At 70.7% G+C, this 13,436-nt stretch carries 10 protein-coding genes; 4 read left to right on the forward strand and 6 right to left on the reverse strand.

Annotation, left to right across the window (positions count from 1 at the left end):
* Positions 1 to 473 precede the first annotated feature (473 nt).
* The gene (locus tag OG709_RS29515) at positions 474 to 1,988 is read left to right on the forward strand and encodes a hypothetical protein (RefSeq protein WP_329168230.1); all 1,515 of its coding nucleotides are present in this window, start codon (positions 474 to 476) and stop codon (positions 1,986 to 1,988) included.
* A gap of 485 nt (positions 1,989 to 2,473) precedes the next feature.
* On the opposite strand, the gene OG709_RS29520 is transcribed toward OG709_RS29515, so the two are convergent.
* Both OG709_RS29520 and OG709_RS29525 read right to left on the reverse strand, forming a co-directional pair.
* Positions 2,474 to 3,700 carry an FAD-dependent monooxygenase gene (locus OG709_RS29520; RefSeq protein WP_329168231.1) on the reverse strand — a complete coding sequence of 409 codons (1,227 nt, stop codon included), beginning with the start codon at positions 3,698 to 3,700 and terminating at the stop codon, positions 2,474 to 2,476.
* An 18-nt stretch (positions 3,701 to 3,718) separates the two neighbouring features.
* On the reverse strand, positions 3,719 to 4,576 hold the full coding sequence (locus tag OG709_RS29525) for an alpha/beta fold hydrolase (RefSeq protein ID WP_329168232.1): 858 nt from the start codon (positions 4,574 to 4,576) through the stop codon (positions 3,719 to 3,721).
* A 77-nt stretch (positions 4,577 to 4,653) separates the two neighbouring features.
* On the opposite strand from OG709_RS29525, the gene OG709_RS29530 reads away from it, so the two are divergent.
* Positions 4,654 to 5,496 (forward strand): helix-turn-helix domain-containing protein, encoded by an 843-nt coding sequence (locus OG709_RS29530; protein WP_329168233.1) that lies wholly within the window; start codon positions 4,654 to 4,656, stop codon positions 5,494 to 5,496.
* Positions 5,497 to 5,558: 62 nt separating this feature from the next.
* Here OG709_RS29530 and OG709_RS29535 read toward each other — a convergent pair whose 3' ends face one another.
* Positions 5,559 to 8,717, reverse strand: coding sequence for an alpha-mannosidase (locus OG709_RS29535; protein ID WP_329168235.1), 3,159 nt, complete (start codon positions 8,715 to 8,717; stop codon positions 5,559 to 5,561).
* Between the two features lie 177 nt (positions 8,718 to 8,894).
* Between OG709_RS29535 and OG709_RS29540 the strand changes: the two genes are divergently transcribed.
* Positions 8,895 to 9,449 (forward strand): ATP-binding protein, encoded by a 555-nt coding sequence (locus OG709_RS29540; RefSeq protein WP_329168236.1) that lies wholly within the window; start codon positions 8,895 to 8,897, stop codon positions 9,447 to 9,449.
* Between the two features lie 109 nt (positions 9,450 to 9,558).
* Here OG709_RS29540 and OG709_RS29545 read toward each other — a convergent pair whose 3' ends face one another.
* Together OG709_RS29545 and OG709_RS29550 are read right to left on the reverse strand one after the other, a co-directional pair.
* A complete protein-coding gene (locus OG709_RS29545) occupies positions 9,559 to 10,620 on the reverse strand; it encodes a DUF2637 domain-containing protein (protein ID WP_250305887.1) in 1,062 nt (353 codons plus the stop codon).
* 166 nt (positions 10,621 to 10,786) lie between these two features.
* Complete coding sequence (locus OG709_RS29550; protein ID WP_329168238.1) at positions 10,787 to 11,638, reverse strand: (2Fe-2S)-binding protein; 852 nt, start codon at positions 11,636 to 11,638, stop codon at positions 10,787 to 10,789.
* A gap of 120 nt (positions 11,639 to 11,758) precedes the next feature.
* Here OG709_RS29550 and OG709_RS29555 point away from each other — a divergent pair, with 120 nt between their 5' ends.
* Positions 11,759 to 12,559, forward strand: coding sequence for a GntR family transcriptional regulator (locus tag OG709_RS29555; RefSeq protein ID WP_250305890.1), 801 nt, complete (start codon positions 11,759 to 11,761; stop codon positions 12,557 to 12,559).
* A gap of 99 nt (positions 12,560 to 12,658) precedes the next feature.
* On the opposite strand, the gene OG709_RS29560 is transcribed toward OG709_RS29555, so the two are convergent.
* A complete protein-coding gene (locus OG709_RS29560) occupies positions 12,659 to 13,429 on the reverse strand; it encodes a hypothetical protein (RefSeq protein WP_266640061.1) in 771 nt (256 codons plus the stop codon).
* Positions 13,430 to 13,436: the final 7 nt, after the last annotated feature.

The raw sequence follows: 13,436 nt of genomic DNA on the forward strand, positions 1-13,436 counted from the left end.
GCTCTGCCGTCAGACGGTGAAATCAGCCACCCTAACGGCGTAATGCCATACAGATGCTGAAACAGTACATTAAGTCTTGTAACGAAGACGGTAAGTGACTGAGCTTGAGTTTGCCCATGTCCGAGCGCCCCACGCGGGTTTGCCCAGCAGCAGACTCTCGAAGAGGGGCCGACATGGCCGCTTCTGTTTCCCACCTCAAGGGCGTGACCAGCTGAGGGAATACGTAGCTGGTTGACGCCCGACGTCATATCAGCCACGGCCCGGTGGACAGTCCGGTAGACGGCCGTCTTCCTCTGCCCGGTCGCGACCGGCTCCGGGGTCGCCGGTATCCCTCAACGTGCCTGCGTCCAGCGCGACTTCCTTCGCGCGGTTGGCGAGCCGGCACACCACCACCCCGGGCGCAACGGCGCCGAAAGGCATGGCGCACACGCCGCTGCCACCACACCACCCCACCTCACACCAGGAGTTGAACCATGAGTGGATGCGGCTGCAGGCAGTCCCCGATCGTCATCGGCGGCTGTCAGCCCACTGAAGCGGCCTGTCGCCCCGTCGGCGTCCTCTGTCCCGGCTCCGAGCCGTGCCAGCGCTGCGAGACGACCCCGCTGCGCGATTCCGCACCGTACCGGGTCGCAGCGACCGCCGACAGCACCGACCCGACGCCCTACTACACCATCGCCAACACCCATGCCGCACTGGACCCTGTCGTCGCTCAGACCATCCTGAACTGCGGTACGGGCACGTTCCCGGCTGACGACGGCACACACAACGGCCAGCACACCTGGCTCGCCGGCGTCGTGCACATCGACCCCGCGTCACTGCGTGGCAACCCCACCAGCCTCACGATCAGTGCCTCGGTCCATGTCCACAACGACGGCCCGAACGCGGCCTGCCAGCTCTACGGTCGCTTCGCCCTGTGGAACGGCACGACCCCGATCCGCACCGATCTCCTGGGCCCACCCGATCTGCCGGCGGGTGGTGACGACAACGGCGTCATCCCACCGACCACCGTGTCCCTCGCGGATGTCCTCGCGGGAAAGATCGTCGTCGAGCTCAACCTCGAAACAGGCAACGACGACACCTGCCGGGTCGGCCCCAAGCAGTGGACCGTCGACAGCCTCGTCCTCACCGTCCAGGCATCCGCCCCGGGCTGCGGCAGGCCGTTCCTCCGTACCACCTGTCGCAACTGCGACGGCGTGGTCACATGCACGACCGACACCCTCGACGGCGCAGCCCCCTACGCCCCGGTCCCGCCGGTCATCCCGGTCTCCACATGCCAGGACGGATGCTCCACCCCCCGGCCCCCGTGCATCTCCACCGACCTGGGCAACGCCATCACCCGGGGCAGCGACGGGTGTCTGTACGCGCCCGACACGCCCGCTCTGGACCCGTCCCCGTGCAACGCCGCGCGGAACACGGCCGGCGGGCTACTCGTACCGCGGGTCGACCTGATGGGCATCGCACCGGGCGGCAACACCAGCCTCGAACGGTCGGTGGACATCGACATCGCCGAAATGCCCGGCTGCCCCGAAGAGTGGAGGATCGGCGCCCGCCTCACGCCGGTGAGCGGGTTCCTCAACGCCGAGCGGCAGCATGCCAACCTCCTGGCCAAGACCGGTACCGATGTGCCGATCCCCGAGTCCGACATCGTGCTCCCGGAAGCCGGGGTCTACCACATCGACAGTGATGTGCGGTACGCGCTCGGTACCGCCACCGGCGGCAGCGGCTACATCATCGGCTGGCTCAGGGACGAGACGACGGACACCCTCCTGACGAGCTTCACCCAGATCGCGGCGATCAACGCGGCAGGGCAGGAGGAGCAGGGCGGAACCACACACATCATGACCGAGTACACCGTCACGTCGGGCCCCCGGACGGTCCGCCTGCACCTGATGTTCGTCCTCACCGGCGGCAGGGTCACCGACGCCGAGGCCGGCGGTACCGACAGCAACGGGGCGACCCGGATGCGTTTCCTCAAAGTCAGGGATTGAAGAAGCCCGTTGACCGGATGCGAGGCGGACGTGCTGCGCGCCGCCCCGCGCCTGCTCGTGGTGCACATCGATCACCTGGAGGTCGCGGTCGAGTTGGCGGCGAGCGCCCCCTCACTGGGCAGGATCATCGCCATGGGGCATCGCGCCGAAGTCACCACCCACCAGGGGAAATTCGACTTCGCGCGCGACCGGCTCCTGGCGCGGGACCGGGGCGTGGCGCTGGACACGCTGGCGTCGGTCGTCGACCGGGGAAGGGTACTGCCGTCGCTCCCGCAGGTCCCCGACGGGTCTGCGGCCGACGCGCTCAGCGCACTGATCCACCTCGGACAGTACCGGCCTCCCCAAGGGCGCCATGTACACCGAGCGTCTGGTCAGGCAGTTCTGGGTCGACTTCGTACCCGGTCAAGGGGTTCGGCCCTCCACCGCGCTGAACTACCTGCCCCTGAGCTACATGATGGGCAGGGGCATGCTGTTCGGCACGCTCGCTATGGGGTGCCTCGTGATGCGGTGGGCGGCGGCGGGTAGTCGTCGACAGTCATGGAGTTGTAGAGGCGTGCGCTCTTGGTGGTGAGGCGGAGGAGGGCGCGGCTGGGTCCTGCGGGCAGGGCGGAGATCAAGCGGGCGCCCTGGGCCAGTCCCCGCACGCCGAGGCGTGAGGTGGGGATCAGGGTTTTGGCCGCACCGAGTGCTGCCGCGCGGCTGCCGTGCACGTGTTCCGCCATCGCGTGCTCGTAGGCGGGGAAGGCGCGCTTGTGATCGCCGCCTGCCCGCGCCAGTTCCCCGGCGAGGACGTAGGCTCCGACAACGGCCAGGCTGGTGCTGCCGCCGACCGCCGGACCTGGGCAATAGGCCGCATCGCCGACGAGCGTCACCCTCCCCCGCGACCAGGTGTCCATGCGAACCTGGGTGATCGAGTCGAAGTAGAACGCCCGGGTGCGGCCGAGTTCCTCCAGCCAGCGGTCCACATCAGGGTGCATGCCGTCGAATGCACTGCGCAGCAGCTCCTTCTGCCGGGCCACGTCGTGGTGGTGGCAGTCGAGTTCGCGCTCGCTCCGGAACAGGAACAACACCCGCGCGTCCCCGAGGTGCCGGGCGCCGTAGATGCCGGCAGTGCGGCCGACGCCGACGTGGATGTGGAGCTCACCGTCGAGCCCGGAGACGTTCGGCAGGGTCAGCACTCCGAAGTAGGCCCCCGTGAAGGCACTGAAGCGGGACTCGTCGCCGAAACTGAGGCGACGCACATGGGAGTGCAGCCCGTCTGCGCCGACGACGAGGTCGAAACGGCGTGGCGTGGCGTTCTCGAACCGCACCTCGCCGTCGGGCGAGATCGCGGTGATCGAGTCGCCGAAGAGGTACTCGACATCGTCGCGCGCGGCGCCGTAGTAGATCTCGCTCAGGTCGTCGCGCATGATCTCGACGTGCCGGTCGGAGGCGGCACCGAAGATCTTGGAGAGGTCCACCCGGACGGGACGCCGTGTGCTCTCCTGATGGATGGTCATCCGCTTGGTACCGGTGGCCCGCTCCTCGATGTGCGGGAGCACGCCCATCTTCTCCGAGATGTCCACAGCGGGTCGGAACAGGTCGACCGCGTGGCCGCCGGTCCTGCGCGGACCCGGCGCGCGCTCAACAACGGTGACGGAGAAGCCGTGCCTGGTGAGCCAGTACGCCAGCACCGGACCGGCGACGCCGGCGCCAGAGACAAGAATCCGCATGGCACCCCTCCTTGTCATTCAGTCCACCCGTGCGGAGTGGGTCGTGGTGAAAGCCAGCAGGAAAGTAGCGGTACTGGAGGGATCCTCACGTATGGGGGAGTGTCCGAGACCGGGCAGCAACTCGACGTTCGCGCCCGGAACGGTGCGGTAGTCAGCGGCGGATGAGGATCGCCACCTGCGGTCGTCCTCGCCGAAGATCACCAGTAGCGGCTTGCCGAGGGGCGCCAGCCGGTCCGGGAGCGATTGCTGCTCCAGGTAGTCACGGGTGGCCTGCATCGTCGCGGTGAGCGTGTGGTGGGTCATACAGCGCACTTCGTCCAGGAGCTCTGGTGGGATCTGGTAGCCCGCTCGACTGAACCCGGTGCTCGCGAACTGGCGGATCTGCTCGTCGGTCGGAGGCCACTGCGAGGGTCCGATGGTGACGGACTGCGGTGCGATGAAGGCGCCCAGACCGGGGCCTGTGTTGATGAGCGTGAGCGCGCTCACCAGGTCGGGTCGCTGTTCGGCGAGGGCGGTGGCGACCACGCCGCCGCTGGAGTGGCCGATGACCACGGCGTGTTCGACGCGGAGCCGGTCCAGGGCCATGCCGGCCCGGCGTGCCTGGTCCGGGAGCGCATAGCTGCGGTCGGCCGGTTTGGCAGACCGGCCGTGCCCGAGCAGGTCGATGCGGATGACTCGGTGAGATGGGGTCAGCAACGGAACCAGTGGGTCCCACGAGCGGGTCGAGGACGCGGACCCGTGGATGAGCAGGAGCGCGGGGGCGTCACGAGGGCCGTCCTGGCACACGTGGATGTCGTCGCCGTCCAGCGTCAGGATCGAACTCCCGGTGGTCCCCGTGTAGTTGCCCATGTGCGGGCTGCCGTCAGAATCAGTCATGAGTTCACTGTCGCCGCTGGTACCCACCGGCGGATTGGATAAATGTTCCCGTCGGTCGGCTCACGTAGCATGGGACTGTGCGGACCTTCATGCACGGTGCGGCTGTGTGGGATGTCGCATGCCCGCAGCGTCCCAGCAGAGTGGACGGTCTCACCATGGCCGGGTTCCGTGTCCATGACCTGGACGCGCTCCGGATGGTCCCGCACCCGGCCGTGACGCTGCTCCTGGAGTTCGGCGCAGGCTCGCCCGTTCTCGACTGTGCTGTCGGGCAGCAGCAGCGGGGAAGCATCGTCGCCGGGCCCGGGTTCGGGTCCGGAGGCACGGTCCGGGCATGGGGCGAGAACGTCGAGTGCGTGCAGGTGCGCCTGTCGCCGGTGATCGCACGCGCGGTTCTGGATGTTGCCCCCGCCGACCTCGACGGCGCCGTCGTGTCCCTGGACGATCTGTGGGGCCGGGAGGCGCCCCGGATCCGCGAGCAACTGGCCAATGTGTCGTCGTGGCAGGATCGCTTCGCCTTTACGGATGTGCTGCTCGCCCGCCGGTACGAGGCGGGGCCGCCGGTAGACGCGGAGGTGGCTTGGGCCTGGCACCGGATCATCGGTAGCCGTGGCCTGGTGAGAGTCGACGAACTCGCGGCCGAGGTCGGATGGAGCCGTAAACGACTGTGGTCCCGGTTCCGGTCGCAGCTCGGCCTGCCACCCAAGCAAGCTGTGAAGTTGGTCCGGTTCGACCATGCTGCCCACCGTCTGGTCTCGGGTGAACACGCGGCCCAAGTCGCGGCTGACACCGGCTACGCCGATCAGTCCCACCTGCATCGTGACGTCATGGGTTTCACCGGGGTAACTCCCGGAACCGTGGCCGACGAGCGGTTTCTCGCCGTTGACGACATCGCATGGCCCAGCAGTGGAACACCCAGATGAGGCGACCCCGGTACCGCCCGTCCCGGGAGCAATTCCCGAGACGGACGGACGGGCTGCGACGGTCAGGCCGGCCGGATGCGCAGCGTCAGGATCTGGAAGGGGCGCAGACTCACCGCGAGCTCCTCGGAGTCTCCGTCCGCATCTGCCTCCGTGCCTCCCGCCGCGTCCTGGAGCGGTTGCTCCAGCAGGTCGGTGACCTGGACGCGGGCCACGGGGAAGCCGAGACGGAGCGTGGTGTCGGCGCGGCCACCGGCCGACTCGTACAGCCGCACCACGACGTCCCCGCTGCGGTCCTCGGCGAGCTTCACCGACTCGACCGTCACGGCCGGGTGGCCGGTGGAGACCAGCGGTGCCAGTTCCGGGGCGTCGGCCGTCCGCAGCGGCAGGTTGAGCGCGAGCCCCTCCCGGACCGCGTCCGTCACCCCCGCGCCGGGCAGCAGTGCGTAGCTGAACCGATGCGTGCCGAGGTCCGTCCCGGGGTCGGGACTGTGCGGGGCGCGCAGGAGGGTCAGCCGTACGGTGGTGCCCAGGCCGTGCTCGTGCGCCGCACGCGTCACATCGTGGCCGTACGTCGAGTCGTTGAGCACCGCGACCCCGTACCCCGGCTCGGCGACCCGCAGCCAGCGGTGCGCGCAGATCTCGAAACGGGCCGCGTCCCAGCTGGTGTTGGTGTGCGTGGCGCGGTGCACATGCCCGAACTGGATCTCGGCCGTGGACCGTTCGGCGTGTACGTCGAGGGGGAACGCCGCCTTCAGGACCTTCTCCGACTCCTGCCAGTCGACCTCCGTGACGACATCGAGGCGCGGGCTCGCCGCGTCGAGCCGCAGCTCCTGGGTGATACGGGACTTCCCGAAGGTCCGTACGACGCGCACCGCGGCCCGCAGTGGTCCCTGCCCGAGCAGTTCCACCGAGTCGGCCGCCGTGAGATCGGTGTGGCTACGCCGGTAGTGCCGGTCGATGTCCCAGGCGTCCCACTGGTTGGGGTGGTCGGGGTGCAGCTGGAGCAGGTTGCCCCGGCTGCCCGGGGCGAGCACCTCGCGGTCCGCCACCAGGTCCCGTACCGAGGTGAGCAGCCCGTCGCTGTCGACGGTGACCCGCAGCAGCCCGTTGTCGAGCACCGTGTCCGGCCCGACCCGGGTCGCCTGCACGGTAGTTGCGTCTCCCGCCGCGCCGCCGGAGAGCGAGTCGGAGCCCGCCGCTGTCGTGGCGGCCCGGACCGAGGCCGAGACCGGGGCGGACGCCAGTGGCGGTACGTCGACGAAGCCGAGGCCCCCGTCCGCCGTCCCGATCACCTCGCGGCGCGCGTACGGTGAGGCGTTGAGCGCCGTCGCCCGGCCGGGCCCGCCACTCAACGGCCGCACGTCCGGGCCGAGTTCGAGCGCCGCCACTGCTGCGGCGATGATGCCCTCCAGCTCCTCCCGTACCCGCGCATAGGTCTCCCGCGCCTCCCGGTGCACCCAGGCGATGGACGAACCCGGCAGGATGTCGTGGAACTGGTGCAGCAGTACCGTCTTCCAGATCCGGTCCAGATCGTCGTACGGATAGGCGTAGCGCGGCGACCTGAGCGCGGCCGTCGTGGCCCACAACTCGGCCTCGCGCAGCAGGTGTTCACTGCGCCGGTTGCCCTGCTTCGTCTTCGCCTGCGTGGTGTACGTGGCCCGGTGCAGCTCCAGGTAGAGCTCGCCCGACCAGACGGGCGCCTGGGGCCCGTACTCCTCCTCGGCCGCCGCGAAGAACACCGACGGCCTCTCGATCTCCACCCGTGGCGAGCCCTCCAGATCACTGAGCCTGCGCGCCTTCTCCAGCATTTCCCGGGTCGGACCGCCCCCGCCGTCACCCCAGCCGAACGGCACCAGGGAGCGGGTGGCCCGGCCCTTCTCCGCGAAGTTCCGTTCCGCGTGGGCGAGTTCCGCGCCGTGCAGCTGCGAGTTGTAGGTGTCGACCGGCGGGAAGTGGGTGAAGACGCGGGTCCCGTCGATGCCCTCCCACCAGAAGGAGTGGTGGGGCATCTTGTTCGCCTGGTTCCAGGACAGCTTCTGGGTGAGAAACCACTTGATCCCCGCGAGCTTCGCCAGCTGCGGGAAGGCCGCCGTGTAGCCGAAGGAGTCGGGCAGCCAGATCTCCTCGGTGTCCACGCCGAACTCCTCGGCGAAGAGGCGCCTGCCGTGCACGATCTGCCGGGCCAGCGCCTCGCCGCCCGGCATGTTGGCGTCCGACTCGACCCACATCGAGCCCACCGGCGACCAGTTGCCGTCCTGCACGGCCTTCTTGATCCGCTCCCAGATGTGCGGCTGGTGCTCCTTCACCCAGGCGTACTGCTGGGCCTGCGAGCAGGCGAAGACCAGCTCCGGGTAGTCGGCCGCCAGCGCGGTCACATTGGCGAAGGTGCGGGACGCCTTCCGTACCGTCTCGCGCAGTGGCCACAGCCAGGCCGAGTCGATATGGGCGTGGCCGGTGGCCGAGACGCGGTGGGCGCCCGATTCGGCGGGCCGGGACAGCGCGTCCGCGAGCGCTTCGCGCGCCGCGACCGCGGTCCCCGCCACATCGTGCAGATCCAGCGCGTCGAGCATGTCCTCCAGGGAACGCAGGATCTCGTGGTGCCTGGACCGGTCGGCGGGCAGCTCCCGCATCAGCTCGGAGAGCACCTCGATGTCCAGGACCAGATGCCAGACGTTCTCGTCCAGCACGGCCAGATCCGCGGAGGCGAAGCGGTAGACGGGGTCGTCGCCCGCGGTCAGTACGTCGCCCAGCGGTGTCGGCTCGAATCCGTGCAGCACCGCCGGATTGGCCGCCGCCTCCAGCAGCAGGCGCACCTGCTCACCACCGGCGGCGGGCGCGGCCACGGGTACATGCCGGTTGCGCGGATGGATGCCCTTGACGGGGACCCCGTCGGTGTCGTGGACCATGCCCTCGGCCTGGAAGCCGGGCCCGTCACCGGTGAACCCCGGGTCGATCACGGCCTCGACCCGACGGCCCGCCCAGTTCTCGGGGACGGTGCCCTCCAGTCGGAACCAGCTCGTGGACCAGGGGCTTCCCCATGGAGTACCGGTCGTGAACGGCTCGTACGTCGCCCGCAGCGCCTCCGCCACGGGCACCGGTTCGCCCGGGACATGCCAGACAGAAAGGGCGAGGGGCGCCCGGTCCGCGTACTGCGCGGGCCGGATGAACTGGTGCAGGGCCCGCTCCAGGCGGCCCTCCACCAGCGATCGGTCGTCGTGCATCGCTGCTCCTCAAGGATCGGCTCGGCGTGACGTTCTCCGCTTCACTTCCCCGGCCGGGCGCGCGGCACCCACCTGTGGTTCTCCGGGCCCCGAAGGCGTGAGCGACCACCTGCCGGGCATGCATTCCGGTGAAGCTGTTCGAGCACGAGCGAGTACGGCGATGCGTGGGCGGGGGATATGACGGTGTGTCAGAGCGGGGTGGACACCGTGCCGGGCCGGTGCGGCCAGGATTTCGGTGCGGACGGTGAGGACATCAGGGGGAGCCGACGGCTGCAGCACAGACTCGCGCACGGGGATCTGGCGGCGGTCCGGGAGGTCCGGCGCGGCCTCCGGGAACTGCTCCGGCAGTGCGGGAGTTCCGATGCCGCAGGGGCCGTCGGCGCTTCGGGAGCCATCGGCGTGCCTGATCCCGCCGCTGTCGCAGATCTTGCCGATGTCGCGGAGTTGCTCACGAGCGAGCTGGTGACCAACGCACTGATCCACACCGACCGCGGAGCGGTGGTCACGGCGGGCATCGGCCCGTCCGGACTCCGGGTGGAAGTACGGGACTTCGCGGCCGGGCGGCCCGAGCGGCGCGCCAGGGCCACCTCTGCGGGCACGCACGGCAGGGGACTGGTCCTGGTGGAATCCCTGGCCGACGCCTGGGGCGTACGGACCCACGGGCTGGGGAAGGTGGTCTGGTTCGAACTGGGCCCTGTGCCGGGGGCCGCTCCGGGCGGCGGTCAGCTGTGAGGTGCCGCCTGACCGCCGCCGGTACAGCCGAGAGCTGAGCGCCGTGAACCGAGAGCTGTGAACCGAGTGCTGTGCCGTGAGCCCGGATAGGGCCCACGGCACGTCGCGCTCAGCCGAATTGCTGTTCCAGATCCTTCAGCTTCTGCTCCAGGGAGTCGAGTCGCGGAAGGGTCTGGGTGTCGTCCTCGGCGGTGAGGTCGACCGGCGCGGGCTCCGCGCCTTTCGCGGCCTCAGGGCCGGTCACCGCCTGCAGGGAGGGCCTGGGTCGTAAGGGCAGCTGTCCCGGCTCGGGTATGGCGGGCTCCGCGACGGCCTTCGCGGCGGTCACAGCCGGAGCCGTGCCCGCCACCTCCACCTGACGGCCGCCGCGACCGCGTCCGAAGGAACGGTGCTGCCGGTTGATGGCCTTGAGATGGGCCCGCTCCAGCTTCTCGTGGTCCCGCCTGCGGAGCCGGTCCTCCTCCTTCCGGCGCCGGTCGTCGCGTACCTCGTCGACCGCCTCGTCCAGCGTCCGCACCCCCTCCAGGAGCATCAGCGACCAGGCGCCGAAGGTCTCCCTGGGGGCGCGGAGCCACCGTACGATCCGGATCTGCGGCAGCGGACGGGGCACCAGCCCCTGCTCGCGCAGCGCGGCCACCCGCGTCTGCTTCAGCGCGCGGTCGAAGAGCACCGCAGCCGAGAGCGACATCCCCGCGAAGAACTGCGGAGCGCCCGCGTGGTCCAGCCCGCGCGGTGCGTGGACCCAGTTGAACCAGGCCGCCGCACCCGCGAAGGTCCACACCAGCAGCCGGGAGCCGAGCGCCGCGTCGCCGTGGCTGGCCTCGCGTACGGCGAGGACCGAACAGAACATGGCGGCGCCGTCCAGGCCGAACGGGACGAGGTACTCCCAGCCCCCTGTGAGGTCGAGATTCTGCCGGCCGAAGCCGACCAGGCCGTGGAAGGAGAGCGCGGCGGCGACCGCCGCGCAGCAGAACAGCAGCAGGTAGGAGGCGATCCCGTAGACCGCTTCCTTGTGCCGTCTGCGTTCTTCGCTGCGTTCCCAGGTGTCGTCGGTCGTGGCCTTGTCCGCGGCGCGCTTGCCGCGCGCGAGCACCGCCACCGCGACCAGGACCCCCGCGATCATCACGCCACCGGGAAGCAGCCAGTCCAGAGATATGTCGGTCAGTCGCATGCGGTGTCCCTTGCATCGCGTCAGTGCCTTGCGGGCGCAATGGTTGCTCAGATCCCGGGGCCCTCAGGGCGTTTCGGGACAAGAGCACGCCAACGGAGGGCGGGGAACACCGGATAGGGGTGATCTGGTCGAACTGCCTTGCGTGCGCGTCCTGTTGCGTGCGAATTCAGTCAGCCGAACGGGCGGTGTCAGAGCTGAGCCTCGCGACTCGGTCCGCATCGCACGTCCGGGGACAGGTGACGCAGGTGTCCTCGGGGCGCAGGGTGTAGAAGAGGCAGCAGCTCGCCCGGTCCCGGGTCGGCAGTGGCCGGCCCTGCGGTCCGGTCAGCTCGCGGAAGCCCGCCGCACCGACGTACGGGGCGGTCGCGCCCGGCAACAGCCGCTCCAGCTCCGTCACCCCGCGCTGCTCCTCGCCGAGCAGATGCGCGATGTACCAGAGCCCCTCGACGATCTCGTCGGTCGCCATGCCCCACAGTGCACGCCTGCCGCGCCGCATCCGCGGCCCGAAACCGTCGAGCACCGGATCCAGGTGCTCGGCGACGGCCGCCCGCACCTCGGCGCGCAGCGCGTCCTCATCGGCCACCGCCCTGGCGCCCGGCAGCGCCGCCGCCGGGTCGTCGGGAAGGCAGGCGAATTCACCGGTCCGGACGGTCATCCGGCCCAGCGTGCGCTGGAAGGCGACGGAACCGACCGGGAGCCGGGGCACCCTGCGGTGCAGGAACCAGGGGACCGTGATCAGCAGACAGGCGGGCCAGGCGTAGCGGTGGAAGCCGAAGCCGGCGATGACATCGGGCCGGGCCGACTGCCCGTAGTCCCGCTGGACCTGCGCCCGGTCCCAGTCGAGGAAGGCGTCGAGCGCCGGACCACCGGCCGCGAGCGCGGTGGCGGTCACCCAGCCACCGGTGACCGGCGGCTGCTCGGCGCCCGTCAGTTCGGTGACGGACAGGCCGGGGAAGACCTCGGCCAGTCGCTCGTAGGCGGCCGAGACCGGGCTGCGCAGCATGGTGGGGAGAGTCATGCAGGGACCACCGAATCGCGATCGTGGGCAGGTAAGCCTTACCTTATCCGATTCGGCGGATGTGTGAACTGACGCCAGGTCCGCCTATCGTGCTGAACAGGACGCAGGAGGAGGACCCAGGTGGAACAGGGCAGAGCGCGCGACGCGGCACGGCCGCACGTCTCCGCGCACCCGCCTGAGCAGGCCCGTATCCCGGGACCTGCCCGCAGCCCCGAGCCGCTCGGCGGCGCCGGGCAGGTCCGCGGCGAGCACACCCACGGAGAGCCGTCGGTGACACCGCCGTTCGCTGGGCCGAAAGTGGTGCAGCGCCACTCGGTGCGCGGCCAGATCCTCGACGCGCTGCGCGCCGCCCTGGTCGGCGGCGAACTGCTCCCCGGTGAGGTCTACTCGGCACCGGTCCTGGGGATGCGCTTCGGTGTCTCCGCCACGCCGGTACGCGAGGCGATGCAGCAGCTCGCCGTCGAGGGCGCCGTCGAGGTCGTGCCCAACCGGGGTTTCCGGGTGGCCGAGCGCAGCGCGCGGGAACTCTCCGAACTGGCCGAGGTGCGGGCCCTCATCGAGGTTCCGGTGATGCTGAGGCTGGCCCGTTCCGTCCCGGCCCGGCGCTGGACGGAGCTGCGGCCCCTGGCCGAGGCCACCGTGTCGGCCGCCGCGGTCGGCGACCGGGCCCGCTACGCCGAGTCCGACCGCGCCTTCCACGGCGCGGTCCTCGGACTCTCCGGCAACCAGCAGTTGGTCGGGGTCGCCGACGATCTCCACCGCAGGGCCCAGTGGCCACTGGTGAGCGCCCCCGTCACCCGCCGCGCCGACCTCCTCGCCGACGCGGCGGAGCACACGGCGCTGCTCGACGCCCTGATCGCCCAGGACCTGACGGTCGTCCAGTCACTCGTACGGGAGCACTTCACCGGCGCCCACGGCTGAGCGGCTGTGGGGTGCCCTCCGGGAGCCGGTCCGCTCCGGGCCCACGTACCGCACCCCGCGCAGACGCCGCAGGCGCCGCAGCCCCGGCAGGTCACCGCGTCAGACCGCCGCTGCGGGCGGTGCGAGCCGCGCCGCCAGCCAGGTGGGTACGCCGTCCAGCAGCCGGAACAGCCGGGCGGCCTCGGCCCGCAGCCGGGTCGCCTCCGGCTCGGACTCCGCGTCGGCCAGCGCCGCCAACGCCGGGGCCGTACCCACGAGATAGCCCAGCTCCTCCCTGATCCGCAGGGACTCCGCGAAGCCGTGCCTGGCCTCCGCCAGCTCGCCCTCCCGCAGCGCCAGCGACGCCAGATGGCGCCAGGTGAAGGAGAGCAGCAAGGTCTGGCCGTGTGCCGTCGCGCCGGCGTGCGCCCGACGGAAGGCGGCGCGGGCCGACTGGGCCGAATCGGCGAGATCCTGTGCGATCAGCCCCCGGCGGAAGTCCAGCAGCGGACGGCCCGGCGAGCCCGGTGCGATCAGTGCGGCGGCCCTGCCCATGGCGGCCCGCGCCTCGTCGGCCCGGTCCCGTACGCCCAACAGCGTGGACGCGTAGCCCAGTTGACCCCGTTCGCAGGCGGCGGCGCCGCGTGCCTCGTCGTCGCGCGCGAGGGCCTCGGCGGTACGCAGCGCGTCCTCCGCGTCCGTCCAGCCCTGCTCCGTGTAGAGGCACCGCTCGATCAGCAGCGCGGCCCGGTGCAGCGCGGCCTCGGCGTCGTGTTTCGCGTGCGGTTCGAGCAGGGCGGCCGCGTCCGCCCAGCAGCCGCGCGAGCGCAGCCGCCATACCGCGGTCTGGAGCGGAGGATCGTCATCAGCTGTCGTTCCGTAACCAGACATGGCGGTA

This window comes from Streptomyces sp. NBC_01267, from assembly GCF_036241575.1.
Classification (GTDB): domain Bacteria; phylum Actinomycetota; class Actinomycetes; order Streptomycetales; family Streptomycetaceae; genus Streptomyces.

Coding starts and splice junctions, on each gene's coding strand:
- OG709_RS29515 (WP_329168230.1), top strand. CDS start 474: ATGAGTGGATGCGGCTGCAGGCAGTCCCCGATCGTCATCGGCGGCTGT.
- OG709_RS29520 (WP_329168231.1), bottom strand. CDS start 3,700: ATGCGGATTCTTGTCTCTGGCGCCGGCGTCGCCGGTCCGGTGCTGGCG.
- OG709_RS29525 (WP_329168232.1), bottom strand. CDS start 4,576: ATGACTGATTCTGACGGCAGCCCGCACATGGGCAACTACACGGGGACC.
- OG709_RS29535 (WP_329168235.1), bottom strand. CDS start 8,717: ATGCACGACGACCGATCGCTGGTGGAGGGCCGCCTGGAGCGGGCCCTG.
- OG709_RS29540 (WP_329168236.1), top strand. CDS start 8,895: ATGACGGTGTGTCAGAGCGGGGTGGACACCGTGCCGGGCCGGTGCGGC.
- OG709_RS29545 (WP_250305887.1), bottom strand. CDS start 10,620: ATGCGACTGACCGACATATCTCTGGACTGGCTGCTTCCCGGTGGCGTG.
- OG709_RS29550 (WP_329168238.1), bottom strand. CDS start 11,638: ATGACTCTCCCCACCATGCTGCGCAGCCCGGTCTCGGCCGCCTACGAG.
- OG709_RS29560 (WP_266640061.1), bottom strand. CDS start 13,429: ATGTCTGGTTACGGAACGACAGCTGATGACGATCCTCCGCTCCAGACC.